Source organism: Candidatus Tiamatella incendiivivens (genome assembly GCA_015522635.1).
Lineage (GTDB): Archaea > Thermoproteota > Thermoprotei_A > Sulfolobales > Acidilobaceae > Tiamatella > Tiamatella incendiivivens.
Window position 1 is genome coordinate 29,761 of record WALW01000025.1, and the last position, 15,965, is coordinate 45,725.

Annotated in this window: 16 protein-coding genes; 5 read left to right on the top strand and 11 right to left on the bottom strand. The window is 40.4% G+C overall.

Translation table 11 applies throughout. The annotated features are described in order from the left end of the window. Position 1: 1 nt before the first annotated feature. Positions 2–982, bottom strand: coding sequence for a branched-chain amino acid ABC transporter permease (locus tag F7B60_06440; protein MCE4615147.1), 981 nt, complete (start codon positions 980–982; stop codon positions 2–4). Between the two features lie 161 nt (positions 983–1,143). After that, a complete protein-coding gene (locus tag F7B60_06445) occupies positions 1,144–2,601 on the bottom strand; it encodes an amino acid ABC transporter substrate-binding protein (GenBank protein MCE4615148.1) in 1,458 nt (485 codons plus the stop codon). A 168-nt stretch (positions 2,602–2,769) separates the two neighbouring features. Between F7B60_06445 and F7B60_06450 the strand changes: the two genes are divergently transcribed. Both F7B60_06450 and F7B60_06455 read left to right on the top strand, forming a co-directional pair. Next, positions 2,770–4,257 (top strand): hypothetical protein, encoded by a 1,488-nt coding sequence (locus tag F7B60_06450; protein MCE4615149.1) that lies wholly within the window; start codon positions 2,770–2,772, stop codon positions 4,255–4,257. A gap of 5 nt (positions 4,258–4,262) precedes the next feature. Next, positions 4,263–4,811 (top strand): gamma carbonic anhydrase family protein, encoded by a 549-nt coding sequence (locus F7B60_06455; protein ID MCE4615150.1) that lies wholly within the window; start codon positions 4,263–4,265, stop codon positions 4,809–4,811. A 156-nt stretch (positions 4,812–4,967) separates the two neighbouring features. On the opposite strand, the gene F7B60_06460 is transcribed toward F7B60_06455, so the two are convergent. From F7B60_06460 to F7B60_06480, 5 genes are read right to left on the bottom strand one after another with little or no spacing between them, the layout of a single operon-like run. After that, entirely contained in the window at positions 4,968–5,333 is a 366-nt protein-coding gene (locus tag F7B60_06460; protein MCE4615151.1) for a hypothetical protein, read from the bottom strand. 22 nt (positions 5,334–5,355) lie between these two features. Beyond that, positions 5,356–5,946, bottom strand: a complete 591-nt coding sequence (locus tag F7B60_06465; GenBank protein MCE4615152.1) for a metallophosphoesterase family protein — start codon at positions 5,944–5,946, stop codon at positions 5,356–5,358. Continuing rightward, positions 5,939–6,544 carry a hypothetical protein gene (locus F7B60_06470; protein ID MCE4615153.1) on the bottom strand — a complete coding sequence of 202 codons (606 nt, stop codon included), beginning with the start codon at positions 6,542–6,544 and terminating at the stop codon, positions 5,939–5,941. Before F7B60_06470 ends, F7B60_06465 begins: the two co-directional genes overlap by 8 nt. Next, complete coding sequence (locus tag F7B60_06475; GenBank protein ID MCE4615154.1) at positions 6,541–7,584, bottom strand: M20/M25/M40 family metallo-hydrolase; 1,044 nt, start codon at positions 7,582–7,584, stop codon at positions 6,541–6,543. The genes F7B60_06470 and F7B60_06475 overlap by 4 nt, the downstream gene beginning before the upstream one ends. Before the next feature lie 12 nt (positions 7,585–7,596). After that, complete coding sequence (locus F7B60_06480; GenBank protein ID MCE4615155.1) at positions 7,597–8,406, bottom strand: ABC transporter substrate-binding protein; 810 nt, start codon at positions 8,404–8,406, stop codon at positions 7,597–7,599. 165 nt (positions 8,407–8,571) lie between these two features. Between F7B60_06480 and F7B60_06485 the strand changes: the two genes are divergently transcribed. Genes F7B60_06485 through meaB form a run of 3 tightly spaced genes read left to right on the top strand, consistent with a single transcriptional unit; the run spans position 8,572 to position 11,669 of the window. Next, positions 8,572–10,272: a methylmalonyl-CoA mutase family protein gene (locus tag F7B60_06485; protein MCE4615156.1), complete on the top strand. Its 1,701-nt coding sequence runs from the start codon at positions 8,572–8,574 to the stop codon at positions 10,270–10,272. A gap of 13 nt (positions 10,273–10,285) precedes the next feature. Then, a complete protein-coding gene (locus F7B60_06490; GenBank protein ID MCE4615157.1) occupies positions 10,286–10,708 on the top strand; it encodes a cobalamin B12-binding domain-containing protein in 423 nt (140 codons plus the stop codon). Next, positions 10,692–11,669 carry a methylmalonyl Co-A mutase-associated GTPase MeaB gene (gene meaB / locus F7B60_06495; protein ID MCE4615158.1) on the top strand — a complete coding sequence of 326 codons (978 nt, stop codon included), beginning with the start codon at positions 10,692–10,694 and terminating at the stop codon, positions 11,667–11,669. The genes F7B60_06490 and meaB overlap by 17 nt, the downstream gene beginning before the upstream one ends. Here meaB and F7B60_06500 read toward each other — a convergent pair. Genes F7B60_06500 through F7B60_06515 form a run of 4 tightly spaced genes read right to left on the bottom strand, consistent with a single transcriptional unit; the run spans position 11,664 to position 15,950 of the window. After that, positions 11,664–12,899: an IMP dehydrogenase gene (locus F7B60_06500; protein MCE4615159.1), complete on the bottom strand. Its 1,236-nt coding sequence runs from the start codon at positions 12,897–12,899 to the stop codon at positions 11,664–11,666. The genes meaB and F7B60_06500 overlap by 6 nt on opposite strands. Before the next feature lie 26 nt (positions 12,900–12,925). Continuing rightward, the gene (locus F7B60_06505; GenBank protein MCE4615160.1) at positions 12,926–14,245 is read right to left on the bottom strand and encodes a DUF87 domain-containing protein; all 1,320 of its coding nucleotides are present in this window, start codon (positions 14,243–14,245) and stop codon (positions 12,926–12,928) included. Positions 14,246–14,254: 9 nt separating this feature from the next. Further along, complete coding sequence (locus tag F7B60_06510; GenBank protein MCE4615161.1) at positions 14,255–15,700, bottom strand: hypothetical protein; 1,446 nt, start codon at positions 15,698–15,700, stop codon at positions 14,255–14,257. Positions 15,701–15,710: 10 nt separating this feature from the next. Further along, the gene (locus tag F7B60_06515) at positions 15,711–15,950 is read right to left on the bottom strand and encodes a hypothetical protein (GenBank protein ID MCE4615162.1); all 240 of its coding nucleotides are present in this window, start codon (positions 15,948–15,950) and stop codon (positions 15,711–15,713) included. Positions 15,951–15,965: the final 15 nt, after the last annotated feature.

Sequence of the window (15,965 nt, forward strand, 5' to 3'; positions counted from 1 at the left end):
TTCATTCACCTTTTCTCCATGCATGTAACTTGTGTTCTATATCTCCGAACACACCATTTGGTTTCAGTACCAATGCAATTATGAGCGCGGCGAATGCCACTGCGAAAGCTATCTGCTGGGTGTTACCGGTTAATTCTAGTGTTAGCATATAGATTATCCCGAGCAATATGCCTCCCAAGTATGTTCCGAGTACACTTCCTAATCCTCCTAAAACTACTATCACGAAGCATAAAGGCGCAATGATGCTTTCACTGTCAGGCGAAATAGAGTTAGAATACCCCAAGAAAAGCGCGCCTGACGCCATTGCAAACGCAGTGGCAACTATGGCAGTCATTACCTTTACTCTTACAGGGTTTATCCCTACGATTGAAAGCGCTCTAGCGTCCTGAGCTACAGCTCTTATTTTTAAACCCATAGATGTCCAGTTCATAACCCCGTATGCTAAGATAACTAGCACGAAACCCAAAGCAGACATTAGTAATTTTGATTTCTCTAATGTTACTCCTAGAAAATTAATATAGGTATGCCCAAATCCTCCTATCGAATATCCTATGGAAGGAGTGGTACTGTATGTATGTACGAAGTCTGAGATAACGTAGTGTATTCCATATAAGGCTATTCCAAAACCGAACGTAGCCATTAGACTAGACATCTCGTATTTTAGAGTCATTGTATCTACGTGTCCTATGATAGGGTGTAGTGTAACAAAGTAGAAGAAGGCACCGAATGCTGCGCCTAACAATCCCATCCATAGGAAGGCCATTGGTGGAGAAAACCATAATGATCCTTCATATGTTAGGTATAGAAATGCTGTTAGCATTCCAGCGAATACAACAAGGTGTCCATGAGCTAGGTTTACTACTTTCATTACACCCCATATTATTGTAAGTCCTATTGCAACCGATCCGAGTAAACTACCATACACTAGACCGACTATTAGACCTCTTGCTATAGCGTTACCCGTAATTGTTAACTCTAACATTCATCTATCCCCCTACATAATTCATGCTACCACTTTTTATCCACTAAATAATAGCAGTATAAAAATGTTTATCAAATATTACTTTTCTTAAAAGTATATTGATTTGAAATACCAAAAATAAAAAAACAAAAAAGATTAAGTTAATACTAATATCTTATACTTTATTTCTTCATAGCCCACCAAGCAGCCGCAATTATTATTATGATTATTATTACGATGACGCTTGCCCATAGTGCTGCATTACTCTTCTTTGGTGTGGTTGTTGTCTGTGTAGGTGAAGGCGTCGGTGAGCTTGTAGCTGTGCTCGTAGTAGTTGTCGTAGTTGTGGTTGTCTGAGGCCACCAAGAAGGCGCCATAAATAGCGGTTTAGCGGTAGCTACGTCAGTCGGATAAATTACATACTGTTTGCCGTTCTGCCATTGAACCACAACAATCTTGTGACCTATCTGTAGGCCTGTTTGAGGATCTATTTTCAGTCTTCCAAAGAATGTCATGAGGTCTAAGTTGTTCATTGATTGTCTAACAGCAGTACTATCCAGACTGTTAGCTGTTTCTATAGCTTTTACAAGGAACACTACAGCTGCACCGGCTTCCGCCGTATGGTATGATGCTTCTTCCATGTTAGGGCAGTCCTGTTTAAAGTACTTTAAGAATTCGTCTTTAGTGGGTCCAAACCAAGTTAAGCCCAACTTCTTGGCATAGTTCTGGTCAAAGTTTATTGATACATCCCACTGTGAGGGGTAAGCGACTCCATTCGCGACGTCCTTAAGATCCGTATAGAACTGAGGTTCTGCTGGTGCTACCAATATTCCGATGAACTTAAGATGCCATCCGAGATTATGTGCCTGACTTACTAGCGCCTCACCATCCTTAAAGTGGCCTCCTCCTATTAACACGTTTGCTCCTGCAGCCTTGGCTGCAGATATAAAGCTCGAGTAGTCTGTGGTGCCTGACTCGTATTTCTTATTATAAACAACATCCAACCCGAGTTTTTGAGCTTCCTTCATTGCACCGTTCATAACAGCGTTAGCAAATGCATTATCATTATAGATAAATGCTATTTTAACCGTTCCTATCTGACTCTGGTATTCCTTGAGCATTTCTAGAGAAGTAGCGAAATACTGACTAGCAGGAGCTAGAATTTGCACGATATACTTGTATCCCTGTTGAAATATTGAGTCACTTGCACCACCATGGCTTAGCATTACCTTTTTATATTGTTCAGCAAGAGGTGCTGCTGCAGCTGTTAGTCCACTACTATAAGGTGCTAGCAGGAAGTCCACTTTATCGCTTGTTATCAGTTTAGCATATAAGCTAGAGACTAAGGTTTTGCTTGATTGATCATCATAATAGACTAGTTGTAACTTATATGTTTTCCCATTAACCTGTACTCCTCCATTATTATTGAAATAATCTATGGCAGCCTCAACACCACATAAAGATTGCTTTCCCTCTATCGAGAATTTACCAGTTAAACTAATACTCATACCAATTTTTATCACATTTCCAGAAACCGTTTGGGGGTGCGTATCTGCAATGGCTGTCAACGGAGATGCTACAGATGCCAACATGACTATTAGAGCTATGCTAACTAAAACTCTACTAACGAGTTTGTTCATACTGTTTTACACCTCCATTAGCGAGAATGGGTATATCTGTATTTTATAAATTTAGATTAATTGTATATAAACATATCAATCAGAAAATGTTGATGTGAACAATAAAAACAGAAGTCAAAATAAGGGAACACAAAGAATACTGTATATTACTTCTCAGAGGTGTGTAGAATGAGTTTGACCTCAAGCGATTACATGTTTTCGGATCCTGAGAAACTAGCTTCGACTGTTATAGATAAAGCAGTGGATAACAGTCTTGTAATAGGGACGAGTGGTTTTGGGAGTGTTGGTTATCCGAAGACTATGCCTAAGTATCTGGCTGAGAAGGCTGAATCAAAGAGTGTTAAGATATCTATTCTAACCGGAGCTAGTGCTTATGCTATGGACGGTATTTTTGCTGAGAAACGGGTTGCGGTTAGAAGGTATCCTTATCAGAACAATCCTGTTATGAGGAAAATGATAAATGAGGGGCTTGTCGAGTTCATGGATTATCATTTAGGTGAGTGGCCTTTCCTTGTTAGGTATGGTTGGCTTGATGAAGTTGTTGGGAATATAGATCTTGCTATTGTTGAAGCAGCCCAAGTACTTGATGACGGATTCGTACCTACTGGTAGTATTGGTGCTATAACTGCTTTCGTGGAAAAGGCTAGATATGTGATTGTTGAAGTTAATAGAGATGTTAGTGAGGAAATGAATGGTATACATGACATATATGTACCCCAACCAGGAGAGCCTATACCCTTGAGAAACGTTGAAGACAGGATAGGATCCCCTATAGTCAGGTTACCGAAAGGAAAGCTCCTAGGCATAGTAGAATCTAGCGGAATCGATGTTGGTGGAAAACCGGTTGAGCCTGGTAAAGTTGAGAAAGCCATTGCCGAGAACTTACTTGAGTTCTTCCAAAAGGAGATTGAGAATGGGCGATTACCAGGAAATCTCTACCCATTAGAAAGTGGTGTTGGAGCCGTTAACGATGCTGTTTTCAAAGCTGTGGGTGAAGCGGGGTTCAAAGGATTAAAAGCATGGACAGAGGTTATTCAGGATAGTCTCTTAAACATGTACCTGGAAGAGAAAATGGATGCTTTGTCAGCTACTAGTCTCATGCTTTCTCCAAAAAACTTGGAAAGAGTCTATCAGGAGGCTGAAGAGATCAAGAAAGATATTGTTTTGAGGCCGCAGGATATAACCAATAACATTGAGTTGATTAGGCGCCTCCGCGTTATAGCAATAAACACTGCGGTGGAGGTGGACATACTAGGAAACGTGAATTCCACTCACATTCTAGGGAAAAACATGATCAATGGCATAGGTGGTAGCGGCGACTATTCTAGAGGAGCCTTCCTAAGCATATTCATCACACCCTCAATAAGGAAGAATGGGAGAATCTCCACAATAGTACCTCTCGTTACACACGTAGATACAGTAGACCACGATGTAGACGTAATAGTGACAGATCAAGGGTACTGTGACCTCAGGGGTCTAAGCCTGCGGGAGAGGGCTAAGGTGATCATAGAAAGATGCTCACATCCTACATATAAGAATCAACTATGGAGTTACTATAATGAAGCAGTCAAGAGTGAAGGTCACTCCCCATCCATCTTGGAAAAAGCTTTCAGCTTCCACTTAAACTACATTAAGAATGGAGATATGAGGGAATAACGGTATTGAATGCCGGAAACATCTTCTCCTTCAACGGTAAAACCCCTCGAATACACCCCACTGCATTTATAGATCCTTCTGCTAGAATAGTCGGAGACGTCACTATCGAGGAAAACGTTGGAATTCTATATGGAACAATCATACGAGGAGACGATGATAGAATTGATATAGGGAAAAGTAGCGTAGTACTAGAGAATTCGCTCGTGGAGGCTCCCCCAGGGAAACCCGTCAGTATAAGAGAAAACTCCCTGGTAAGCCACGGAGCCATCATACATGGTGCAATAGTAGGAGACTGTAGTCTAGTGGGAATAGGAGCTATAGTATTGGATGGAGCCGTTATCGGAGAGGAATCAATCATTGCTGCTGGAGCACTTATTCCTCCTGGTAAAATAATTCCAAGGAGAAGTCTTGTTATCGGGATTCCCGGCAAGACTATTAGAAACATTACAGACGAAGATTTAGAAGTCGTTAAAAAGGAACTCGAGGCTGTTCATAGAAAAATACCAGTATATAAAAGACTTTTTTCAAACCGGCGCGATAAATGTAACGATTAATTCTAGAATAAACTAGGAACGTTGAATCTGGGAACCGTAAAACCAGTCTTCTAACAATATATAGTAGTTAAAGGTCAGCCAGCCACCGCCTAATCATCCAGGCTTCATTGAGATTTGACTGTCTGAACCGGCTCTCTTCATCCCTATATATAGGATTTATGAATACTCCTCTATAACATTGTCTATATTCTGGTATACATCCATGACGCTGTCCAAGTCTTTTTCTACTCTGCATGTTGGGCTTATAATTCTCCCAATATAGTCCGCTTGAACCAGTAGTTCATCAACAGTCCTCTGCATATTCTCTATAAATTCCTCGTCAGGATTAACGTCAATTAATGATTTTATGTCAAACCCCAGAGAGATTATTATACGGTCTCCACATGATCTTATTTCCAGGAACACTTGTGGTGCGGTTTCCTCTATTACCCTTACCGTGTTGGATACAGTTTCAACTCGGTATCCTTTTTCTGATAACAATTTCCTGAGCTCGTCGAGGATTATCCTGTCACATCCTTGCAAGCCTAAGCCACCGCTTACATGTCTATAAATGTTTTAGGGAGGGATATGTTTTCTCTCCTACATCTATTAACGCATAATAACCTTGTAATAAAGGGCCAGGATTAACTATGAGGGTATTACCCAGTTCAATATATCCTCTTGATTCATGTATGTGGCCGCATAACACTATTCGAGGTTGATATTTACCTATGAATCTCATTATATTCTTCGAACCTACATGTACTCCAAATATAGTTTTATCCAACATCTGATACGGAGGATAGTGAGTCAATAAAATGTCTAGTCCCTTCTCCCCCTCCAGTAAGGATTCAAGCTTCTCTAAACTATACCCCGGTTCTATTCCTCCGATTCCTCCCACTCTCAGTCCGTAAATAGTGATTATTCTACCTCCAACATTCCATTCGAACTCTTTAAGCTTCCTAGCTATATGAGGAGAATCAGTATTACCCGTGACGGCTAATACGTTAGTTCCGGCTTCATATAATATCTCTAGAGATTCCATGCATTCGAAATCGCCTGTAGCAATGACCATATCAAACTCTTCTCTATCAAGAACGGATCTAAGCTTTCTAGTTTCGCAGTGTATGTCTGTTATGTGAATTATTCTAACCAATGAGTAACCCCATAGTTTTATTCTTTACAATGTAAAATGATGTCACTAAGGGTATGAGGAGTATAGATATTGCCAAGAATACTACGTAGTTTGTGGCTTGTTCTAGTGTAAACACCTCGAATAGGAATTCTATTATAGAGCCGGCTAGTATTGAGTATGCACCTAGTCTGTATTTGTATAATGATAACCCGCTTACGATGAGTGCAAGAACAATCGCGTATACTGATATATTGTATATGGATAAGCCTTGAACTGTAACAGCTAACATTATAGAGGAAAGAGCAGCTGTGAATGATGCTATATAGAGGGATTTTAGCAAGTTAGTATTGTATGATAGCTTCCTGTAACATTTTAGTATTTTATCGTATAGATCGGATAATAGACTGTAAATTTCCTCAGTGTTAGTGAATTTATCGTCTATAACTACCTGAGGCTTCCCACAATATTCTTCTATGTTCATCGTGAGTGTCTCTATACTTCCAAGTAAATCATATATTACCCTCGCCTTTTCCAGGATTATTGTTTTAGTCTCGTCTGATACTTCAGGATCCCCCTTAATCTGTGTCACAGCTTTTCTAAGCAAACTGTAGTAGCTCATACTGTTATTCCCTTCTCTAAATATTCCTCAACAACTCTTTCGAGTAACTCGTATGAGAGTTCTATGTCCCTTTTATAGGCCTTCTCAACAGTGGAGTGAGTATTTTCTGTCGCAACAGTTATAGCTGTAGAGCATATGCCTGCATGCGTGCCTGCAGCTGCATCTGTGCCTCCCTGTGCTACCGCTATCTGTAAGCTGAGTCTTGAATCTTTTGCCTGTTGCATGATCCACTTCGAGAGGGGGATGCAGGATACGTATGCCCTATCAACCAGTCTTAATACCGGCCCTTTACCCAGCCCATATCCACCCGTATAGGGCGGCCTGCAACATGTGATCGTGTCTATTGCTATCATGTAGTCTGCATTTAACATATGAGATAAAGCGTACGCTCCTTTCAAACCTATTTCTTCCTGAACTGTCCATGCGAGAATGATTTTCCTATTCTTTACTCTCTTATCTTTTAGAATACCCGCTAGCTTTAGGAGAATTGCTACTCCTACTCTATCATCTAACGGTCTCCCGGCTATTACTTCCCCTCCTCGTAGTTCAACATATTTGTGCTCGAGTACAGCAGGGCTAGGGGGTTCGATGCCTAGATCGGCTGCTTCATCCTTTGCCTCGGCTCCTATATCAATTCTGTAATCTTCTAATTTAGAAGGCTGTTTATCATCTCTCTTGAGGTGAGGTGGAATTATACCTATAATGCCTGGAACATATCCGTTCTCGGTTTTCACTTTTACATGCATAGAATCCAGCATGTTCAGTGGTACTCCTCCTAGTGTTATAAAGTATAGTTTGCCTTTCTCATCTATACCTGTAACAAGTAAACCTATCTCGTCCATGTGTGCCGCGATTACTAGAGTCTCCTCATAATCTTTTTGGCCTAGAGACAGGTAAACGTTCCCCATATTATCTTGTGATGGTTGTAATCCTATTTCTTCTAGTTTCCTAGTTATATAGGATCTTATTTCATCCTCGAATCCTGAAGGACCTGGAGGGATCATTGACTCCTTCAGGAGTTTGATTAATTCGGCTACCATCTTCCATCACGGTTAGATTATTCTGTACTTTATTTCTTTTAAAATATCGAGTAGAGCTGGGCCATAATGCGCTAGGCTGTTTGGTTCTATTATTATTAACCTGTCTTCCTTTAAGGCTCTTAACTTCTGTAAACCCCTTTCCCTCAACCTATGAATAATACTCTCTTGGGTGTACTTGGAGTAAGGTTTCGGCTCATATATTATGTAATCGGGATCTTTTTCAAGTATTTGCTTGGGATCAGGATTAATTATCCATGTAATTCTCTGATCTCCAAAAATATTGTTAAGCCCTATAGTTCTCAGCGCATGATCTATATATGTTATTCCACCTATGCTGGTTGGCCCTCCTAGATCTACTTCATAGTAAACAGTGCCTATAGACTGCTCAGCTGCTAGATTATGTATCTTACTCATCATTTTCTGGGCTAACAGCCTACCCTCCGACATTTTATTTATGACTATCCCCACCGTTACCGTGTTTGAAAGTATATCATAGAGGTTCACTGGAAGCGGAATTGGCACGGTGGTATAACCTTTCTCCTCCAGTTCATAAATCTTATCTCTCTGTGCTCCTGTCGTTACTAGTATGAGATCCGGTTTTAGTTGTTCTAGAATTCTATAGTTCACTTTATAGTAAGAACCGACCTTAGGTTTCTCTTTGGCTTCTGGGGGTTTATCACAAAATACGCTTACACCAGCTAGTTTGTCTTCTGCTCCTAATGAGTATATAGTGTCTGTTATTGCTGGTGCTAGGCTAACTATTCTCTGCGGATCATCGGGTAATTGTATATGTTTTCCTAAGATCTCGGAGTAAATTTTCATTCCCGACACCACTGTTTACTCTTATTGGTTATGTAGTATTTTTATTGTTGTTGGATATCTTATCCAACACTCACCATATAGTGGAAAACATGCTGTAAAAACTTTATTTCCCTTTATAAACAAGAAACCAATTAGTGGATAATTCTATTTATAGGTGGATAAACCTTGCCCCGTTTATTCAAAGAAGAAGCTGTGAAGAAAATAGAAGAAGACCTGAAAAGGTGGGAAAAGGAGACTCTGCCAAAAAGCCTAAAACGTTATCCTGAAAGGATGGATGAATTCACGACACTAAGTGACATAGAAGTAGGCAGAATATATACTCCTGCACACATCAATGATTTTGACTACTATGAAAAACTAGGATTCCCTGGAGAGTATCCCTATACTAGAGGAGTACACGCCACTATGTATAGGGGAAGATTATGGACTATGCGGATGTTCTCTGGCTTCGGAGGGCCTGAAGAAACCAATCAGAGGCTAAAATTCCTCATATCACACGGAGAAACAGGGTTAAGCCTAGCATTCGACTATCCTACACTAGTAGGTATCGACTCGGACGACCCCATGGCTAGAGGCGAAGTAGGTATAGTGGGAGTCGCTGTAGATACATTGAGGGATATGGAGATAATATTCGACAACATCAATATGGGCGAAGTAACTACCAATATGACGATAAATCCACCAGCTCCTGTGTTACTTGCAATGTATGTTGCAGTAGCAGAGAAGCAAGGGGTACCTTACGAGAAAGTAGGGGGTACAACTCAAAACGATCCTCTTAAAGAGTTCATAGCTCAGAAAAGCTATGTCTTTCCTCCCGAACCAGCTGTTAAAGTAGCAATGGACTTGATTGAGTGGAGTGTAAAGAACCTTCCGAAATGGAATCCAATAAGCATCAGTGGCTACCATATTAGAGAGGCCGGTTCAGATGCTGTTCAGGAACTAGCGTTCACAATAGCTGATGGAATAGAATACGTCCGTCAATTAATATCAAGAGGATTGGATGTAGACAGCTTTGCTCATAGGCTTAGCTTCTTCTGGGATTCGCATATAAACTTTTTCGAGGAGATCGCGAAGTTCAGAGCAGCCAGAAGGATGTGGGCTAAAATAATGAAGGAATGGTTCCATGCGAAAAAGGAGAGGAGCCTATGGATGAGATTTCATACACAAACTGCCGGTGTAAGCCTAACGGCTCAGCAGCCATGGAATAACATTGTCAGAACAACCATCGAGGCTCTGGCGGCAGTGCTAGGGGGAACCCAAAGCCTTCACACTAATAGCTTCGATGAGCCTTTCAGGGTACCCAGCGAATTCGCTGCAAAGATAGCTCTTCGTACACAGCAAATAATAGCATACGAGTCGGGCGCTGCAGACACCATTGATCCCTTAGCAGGTAGCTACTATGTTGAGTGGCTAACCGATGAAATAGAAGAGAGAGCCTGGAGATATATAGATAGGATAGAAAGAATGGGAGGTATGCTTGAAGCAGTAAAGAAAGGATTCCCGCAGAGAGAGCTTACCGAGACATCGTATAAATTCCAGAAGGACGTAGACGAAGGCAAGAAGTTCATTGTAGGCGTGAATATATTCGTAGATGAAGATGTTGATGAGATTAGAAACGTCCCTCTACTTGACTTTAACCAAGAAGAAATAGAGAAGAGGCAAACTGAAAGGCTGAAGTTTATAAAATCTATGAGGAGTAAAGAGAAGGTTGAAAATGCGTTAGCTGAGCTCGAGAGAACAGCTACTCGTGGAGAAAATGTTATGCCTTATATACTAGAAGCTGTCAGAGCTTATGCTACACTAGGAGAGATTATGAATGCGCTGAAAAGAGTATATGGCGTTTATGTGGAACCTCCTATTTACTGAGGTGTCAGTGAATATGGAAAAGAAGCCTGTTAAGGTGCTAGTAGCTAAAATAGGTCTCGACGGTCATGATAGAGGAGCTAAGGTTATTGCTAGAGCACTGAAGGATGCAGGTATGGAAGTGGTATATACTGGGATAAGGCAGACGCCTGATCAAGTTGTTCTATCAGCCATAGAAGAAGATGTGGATGTTATTGGAGTAAGTATACTCAGCGGCGCGCACGTCCATCATGTTAAGAGACTTATAGAATTGTTAAAACGAGAGGGTGGATCGGATATTCCAGTAGTAGTCGGGGGAACCATACCGATCCCTGATGTTGATACCTTGAAGCTGATAGGAGTTAAAGAGGTATTCTTGCCTGGGACTTCTCTAAAATACATTGTAGATACTGTTAGGAGGCTCTATGAGGAGAGGAATTCTGTTGAGGGACATAATTGAGTTATTTGAAGAGGCAAAGAAGGGGAAACTAAGAGCTATAGGTCGTCTTTTAACTATCGTAGAAAACTCCAGTGTAGACGTGCTTGAACTACTTGAATACATGTCAAGCCATGGTGGCAACGCGCAAGTAATAGGTATAACTGGTATTCCGGGAGCTGGAAAGTCAACATTGATCTCTAAAATGATAGGTGAATATAGGAAACAGAATTATAAAGTGGCTGTAGTTGCTATCGATCCCTCTAGCCCTATCACGCAAGGATCACTTATGGGTGATAGGCTTAGGATGCAACAGTTTGCTACGGATAGAGGTGTCTTCATAAGGAGCATGTCAACCAGAGGATTGAAGGGAGGGCTAAGCATAGCTAGCATGTCAACTATAGAAGTCTTTGACGCATTGGGCTATGACAAAATTTTAGTTGAGACTGTCGGCGTGGGCCAGTCGGATGTCGATATAATGAATGCTGCCCACACGATTATCGTTGTTACAATGCCTGGGGCAGGAGACGATATTCAAGCTTTGAAAGCTGGCGTGATGGAAATAGGGAACATATATGTTATCAATAAGAGTGATAAACCTGAGGCTTCTAGGACCTTCGAGTACTTGAAGTTCTCTTTAGATAAGGGGGACATTGGCCTTATCGAAAAGGATTGGGTGCCTAGAATAGTCAAAACATCTGCTATAATGGGACAGGGTATTAAAGAATTAGTCAATATTATTGAGGAGCACTGGAATCATGTTAAGAGCAAGGGATTGGCTAAAGAGAAACTTGTCTCGAGGAGGCTGTTACTTTCTAAGCTTTTGCTTGAGCGTGTTTTCTCGGAGAGTTTGCAGGAATCTTTTAGAGATTTAGATGGTACGTTAAAGAAAAGGATAGTTGAAGGCAAAGATTATCGTTCTGTTACCCGTATGCTAGCGAAGAAAGCTGTTTCAAAAATGATAGATAGGGTTGACCAGTCATAGAAGCAGGTCATGAGGTTTTATTTCTCTCTTAGCTGACTCTGATAATATTCCTAGTCTCGCATTCCACGCTTCTTTTATGGAGGATGCTCCTGCATATCCTAGGCTTGCCTGTAGTGTGTTAATAATTCTTTCAATTACTTCTGTGAGACACCCGGAATACTCGACAAACCCCTCTACTCCCTCTGAGATTCTTTTCACTGTTCTACCGTATCTATCTGCGGCATACCTTCTATGAACAGCTGATGAACTGGCCATACCTCTGTATAACTTATAGTTCTTCCCTCCAATAGTTACTATGGGGGATGCAGCTTCCTTTGTTCCTGCTAGGAATCTCCCTAGCATAACTGCTGATGCACCAGCGATTAAGGATTTGGCTATATCAGAAGGATTTCTTATGCCTCCATCGGCCACTATAGGTGTTTTTCCATGCAGACCAAGCTCTTCTAGAGCCTCCCTAACCTGCATTACTGCCCATAGGGTGGGTGCAGCTGCACCAGTTACTTCTCCTGTACTGCAAATGCTTCCACTGGAAACACCTACACGTAATCCGCTTACATTTTCTATTCTAGAAATCACATCCAATGTAGCCTGTTTTGTACCAATGTTTCCTATTATGAGATCGGACTCTAATTGAGGGGATAATTTGGCAAGCGAAGATATAACGTTTTCATTATGCGCGTGAGCAACGTCTACTACAAGTACATTTGCTTTACCGTTTAACCTCTCTATTCTCTTACTATCAAAAGGCGATACTGCAGCTCCTACCACGAGTTTCCCGTCATCGTCTACTGCTGGCTTACCTTTATATTCCATCATTACCCTGAGATAGGCTGATATTTCTACTATTTCATCGAGCGTAACGTTTTCAGGGTTCTCTATAACTATTCTATATCCCGAACTAGTTTTTTCAAGCCTAACAAACCTATTAGGATTCATGTAATCCTCGATGAGATTCGTGGCTTCAGTTTCTTTTACTTTTAGGATCTGGTTCTCCTGTTCCTCTATACTAATATTTCTATGAATAACGCCTAGTCCTCCTAGTTGAGATAATTTAATCGCTAGTTCTGCTTCAGTAACCGTATCCATAGGACTAGAGACTATCGGGATACTTAGCTTGATTTTATCCGTCAGATTGGTTGTCAAGTCAACTTGGTTAGGTTCTACCTTAGATAGCCCTGGTATTATTACAACATCGTCGAATACTAGTATTCTATCACTTAATCGATTCATTTACAAAACCTCCTTGATTTCCGGTTTCAATGGACATTGTTGATTTTAAATATTGTTATTCTATCGGGTTTAAAATGCCCATTTCTAAGGACTATAGCTTGAAACTTTAATCGAGTGTTCAAACTAGATAACTCCTCTATACCTAGTCCAGTTATCTCTGAAACCCCTCTAATGTATGTTAGATTTTGATTAGCAAAAACTATGAAGGTACCTGTATTGGAGTAAACCGTCGAACTCAGATCCCAGGGGTTTTGCGTTGCGTATATTATTCTTAGCTTCTTGCTTCTAGATTCCCTGAAGAGATGATGGGCTTTATTAGATTTGAATATGCCAGGTAAGACTCTCCATGCCTCATCTATTATCAGAACCTTTTCTATACTAGGTTTATCCTCGACGAGTTTCTTTACGGTGTTTTCATCGAATTCATTTAATATGTTGAGATTTGTATAACTTGTTAAATGTTTATCTTTCAGTAGCATCAATAAATCTCCTTTCGGATCTATAATGTTAACATTTACTTTCTTTTTGAGAAAACTCGAGCTGATTATGTAGAGTAGCGTTGTTTTACCTGCTCCGGTGGGTCCGATGATTCCCACATGCCTTTCGAAATCATCAACCCATTTCAAACAGTATAGCAAACCTTCGATGCCTCTTCCAATACATATGTTATTAGAGGATTCAGGGGCTCCTGGAGTCACTAGGGCTTCGAAATCATCGTATATTGTGTTTTTCCTTATTGCGATCTGGTTCTTTATTAGATCGACGATAAGGTTTGGATCGCGAAAAATTTCTTTTTCAACGATTTTCTTTGGATGTGATCCGAGTAATGATGATAACTCTACTCCTAGGAACTCTATGTGTTTTTCCAGCTCGTTAGTATCATTAGAGCATAGAATGATTACTTTTGTATTGTGAAAACCTATATCATTTATTTTACTTATAAGATGATCGTATTCATCGCTGGTTTTCGATTTAATAAATTCCTCATACCTTTTAATGTTGACTAGTTTCTTAGCGGTTCTCCGTTTATCTAGCGGAACATACGTATCGATTATATATGAGTAAATTTTTTCATTTATTGTTGATAGGTGAGCTATTTTCCTCGATATTTGTGAAAATTTGTCCGCAGAAACTAATGTAGTATATGGAAGGTTCAGTTTGATTTTTATGCAGAACAAACTGTTAGTTGAAGAGAGAAAAGAGCTTTCCAGTCTTAATATCCCATCTGCATTGATCGAGTATTTCTTGGGAGATACTCTGGATCCTATGACTGGTTTGCCCGATTTATAGATATTTCTAATTATCAATATAAGTGACAATGCAATGATGAGGGATACATAGTTCACTTATCGAATTCACCCCCGTATGGGTATGTATGGGAATACCCTGCTTCCTAGAAGCTTAGCCAGCTGTCTCGCTATCAGTACAAGTATGGCTATATACAGGATTGGCATGAGCATTAGTTGGAAGAACACGTTTGATATAATGAAATATATTGAGTCTGTAGTTACTCCCAGGAAGTCCTTGACATAATAGTATCTTAATTTATCGTAGTTTGGAGTTCCTGTTTTCTTTCCCTCTAGGCGAATAATTAAGTTGCTAGTGTTTGCTTGGTTGACGGATGTTATCCTATATGAGGTGCCGGATAATCCTAACCACTCCCATTTACCATTACTGGAAAAGTTGCAGTTTTCGCAAGATATAACATCAATTCTTATGCCATCTGGTATTCTAAGGCCAATATAAGCTTGACTGGGCCCGCTATATTTTATTGAGATCATGCAACCGGTAGAGGATTTTTCATCTATGGATATTGATGAGATTTTTACTTCGAGTAAGCTTCTATATATAATTGCATAGTTAGAGTCCATCCACAGGATGAAGGGAGATACTATATCAAGAGTTACCCTGGATTCCTTAATGGAATAATCTGTGGAGGGATCTACTGGATATGGAGTTGCAGGGAACGAAATTCCGTCAATAATAAAGTAGGTATAAAACTCCTTGTTCGAAGGAAGGCCTTTCTCAGCTAAACTAGCGTCAATATATCCTCCGTCTGAAAGATATCTAGCAATCAAAACCCGTCCTCCGTTTTCCATAACCTTAAACTCCACAGGAAATGACGTATTAATGGGTGGTTCAGCGTTATAGAAGCTTGTTCTAACTATCGGGTAGCTTATCCCCCAATTCAGAAGATCATTCGGGTGAGTTGAGATTGGAGACATTGGCGGTGTAAATGCTTGTGTGAAAGCTGGTAGTAATGGTAAACCAATGTAGAATATTATGGAGAGCGAGATAAGCCATGCTCCTGCAGATCTACCGAGTCGGAAAGGCATTGCAATAAGCATTATTCCCATAGCGATAAGAGCAAACCAATAAGATTGGAAGAAATAACCCGATATTTTCATGAAACTTATTGTTATCATATTATAGGATACTAGCCTTATTACGGGGCCTAATATATCTCCGTATAGGATTAAGGATTTCAAAGCCTTAAATGCTGTGTAATAAGCTATTAGGAGAAGCCGTTGCTGGCCTAGGAAATCCAGTGTAGTGTCCGTCCATGCATAGAAGCCTTCCCAGCTGGATCCCAGTATTTTGGCTAGTTCAATTATTCCTGTTTTAATGAAGTCTATGGATACCAATAAAGTGAAAGTTAGGATAGAGTCTTTAATTAGGTTTGGCCCCCATCTCTTCAAGGAATAAATAGGAAAAGGTAGTGCATAGATTAGCACTCCTAGATAATAAGTTAAAAAGGACAGATAAAAGGCTACTTCAACGAAGTCATCGACGTTTAACATTACTTAACTATCACCCTGTTACTGATCGAACGACATAACTGACTAATGCAAAAACTGTTGTCCCCATAGCCAACCAGAAAGATGCCCATATAGAATCTTCTACGAGGCTATCGCCTGCTCTTTTTAGTTTAGTGAATGGTATTGGTGAGCCTTTCAGAGTCCAGCCGATACTCCACGTTAATATGAAGAGTGACCATGCTATAGTAGTAACCTTCGTTGTCAGGTCTTGTATAAATTGTACTGCATCCACATTTTCTCACCGTTC